General features: G+C 38.4%; 1 pseudogene. It reads right to left on the reverse strand.

The annotated features are described in order from the left end of the window. Positions 1–2621, reverse strand: a pseudogene (locus tag GX437_13235) (protein translocase subunit SecDF). Between the last annotated feature and the right edge of the window lie 181 nt (positions 2622–2802).

Raw genomic sequence — 2802 nt, forward strand, 5'->3', positions numbered from 1 at the left:
AAAAGAGAAAATATCCCCAGAATAAAAAGAACATCATGGAAAGGAGTCAATGTAGCGGCAAGAGCATATTGCCAGGTCCGGAACCTGACAAAAATGTAAAGAAAGATAATGAAAAGAGAAATAACAATAGACCAGACAGCAGACTTTTTAATATCATCGGCAATAGTGGGTCCAACTTTCTGACGTGATAAAATTTCATGGTGATTATCGGGATAAACAGAATTTAAAGTTTTGCTGACTACCATTTCAACCGAGTCGGATGCATTTTCAGCATTACTGTTAATTAAAAATGATGTGGTAATTTTAACCTGATTTTTAGGCCCGAAAATTTTGACTTCCGGCTTACCATGAAGTGGTTCTGTCAGTTTCGTAGTCAGTTCATAGGCATCAACATTATTTTCGAAACGAATAACGTAAGAAAATCCTCCCCTAAAGTCAACACCATATTTAAATCCCTGTGTGAAAATGGAGATTAAACCGGCAACAATGACAACAGAGGAAAAGATGTAAGCATATTTTCTGATACCAACAAAATCAAAATGAATATTCTTAAACAGGCCTTCGGTCATTTTTGTTGAAAACGAGAGTTTTTTCTCCTTTTTAAGCTGGTTTTCAAAAATAACCCTTGAAATAAGGATGGCTGTGAAAAGCGAGGCCAGAATACCAATAATCAAAATGGTTGCAAAGCCATGGATAGGCCCTGAGCCAAAGAAATAAAGCACAAATCCGACAAAAAGCGTTGTAAGGTTAGAGTCGATAATGGCTGAATATGATTTCATGTAACCATCTTTAAGAGCAACCCTGATTACTTTTCCCAACGCAATTTCTTCTCTGATACGTTCAAAAATCAGCACATTGGCGTCAACGGCCATACCAATAGTAAGCACCACACCAGCCATACCCGGTAGGGTAAGTGCTGCGCCTAATGAGGCCAAAACACCTGTGATGAAGAACAGGTTGGCAAACAATGCAAGGTCGGCAACCCACCCGCTTTTGCTGTAATAGAAAATCATAAATCCGACTACTGCCAGAAATCCGATTATCAAAGAAAGAATACCTTTTCTGATAGACTCTACTCCAAGCGAAGGCCCGACAATGGCTTCCTCTATGATACGTACACGGGTCTGAAGTTTTCCGGAATTAAGAATATTGGCAAGGTCCTGAGCTTCTTCCTGTGTAAAACCACCGGTAATCTGAGAATTTCCTCCTGAAATTTTTCCCTGAACTGTCGGGAATGAACGGACAAGACCATCGAGAACAATGGCAATACTTTTACCAACATTGGCCTCTGTCATTCTTTCCCAGATTTTGGCTCCTTCATTGTTCATGCTTAACGACACTTCACGTTCTCCAAGCGGAGAAATATCCACTCGTGCATTGGTAACACTTGAACCATCCAGGCGTGCTTTTTTATCGAGTGTAGTGATTTTCAAAGCAATCAACTGGTAAATGGATTCATTTTTATCAATAGGTTTGGCTGTCCAGGCAAATTTGACATCAGGAGGTAAAACGGCTTTAACATCCGGGTCCTCAAGATACTTGTTAATTTTAGCTGTGTCATAGAAAAATGCTGTTCCCACGACAGGTCCTTTGATATAAAATGCACCCTGGTCGGTACGATTGACAGCCGGAGCCAGGTAACGGTAAATGGGATATTTTTTATTGAACTCTTCCTGTGTCAGGTTTACGTTTTCAGCTGAATCTGATTTTTCTTTCTGTGATGCAGTGTCTTTGGTCGTTACTGTTTTGGAAACCGCCTGAGTATCTTTTCTGGCAGCTGGTGTTTTGAAAAACTCTTCGGCTTTTTCAGCTTTTGTCGTATCACTGATACTGTCTTTCTCCAGGCTGAGCTTCTTACTCAATACCTTGTTGACTTCTTCGAAATATGGTAAAATTTCTTTATTTTCATAGGTTTCCCAGAATTCAAGGCGGGCTGTACCCTGTAACAATTTTCGAATTCTTTCCGGATCGTCAACACCAGGCAATTCAATCAGAATTCTTTCAGTTCCTTCAAGAAGCTGAATATTGGGCTGTGTAACACCAAATTTGTCAATTCTTTTTCGAAGAACCTGGTAGGTACTTTCCAAAGCACCTTTAGCCTTGGTTCTTAAAAAATTAAGCACTTTGTCGCGTGAAGCACCTAATTCTATCTCATCTTTGTTTTCAAGTGTCGCAAAAAAGGATGAAATATCAATGTTGGGATTGATTTCGTAAAGTGATTCATCAAACAGGGTGATAAAGTCTTTCTGACTGTTTTTTTGTTTTTCCTTTGCCATCGCCAATGCACGCTGAAACTCTTTTTCCTGATTATTACCTGAGAGTTCCCGAATGAGGTCTTCCAGTTCAACTTCAAGAATCACATGCATCCCACCCTGTAGGTCAAGTCCAAGGTTGATTTCCCTTTCTTTACACTCTGCATAAGTATATTTCTTTACCAATACATTGTAAACAGGTTTGTGAGCTATCGAATCCAGAAAGTTTTTTTCTATCTGTTTATCCCCATTGGCAATTCTTTTAGCTTTACTTTCCAGTAAATATGTTTTGACGGTAAATGAAATGTGAAAGAGAGAAACGATTGCCAGCGCAATGGCAAAAAAAGTAACAGTTCCTTTATTTTTCATGGACGAACAATTTGTTGTTAAACTTTATTTCTGTTTAAAAAACTTTATTTTTTAAGAAGTGCAAATGTACTTGAATAATTATTAATTACTTGCAAAAACTAAATTCATTTTCTTTAGGCATTAAGCTTGCCCGATAGAAATACTATATCGTAATTTTGAAGGGCAAAAATAATCAGTCCGG

It is taken from the genome of Sphingobacteriales bacterium (genome assembly GCA_012517435.1).
Taxonomy (GTDB): domain Bacteria; phylum Bacteroidota; class Bacteroidia; order CAILMK01; family JAAYUY01; genus JAAYUY01.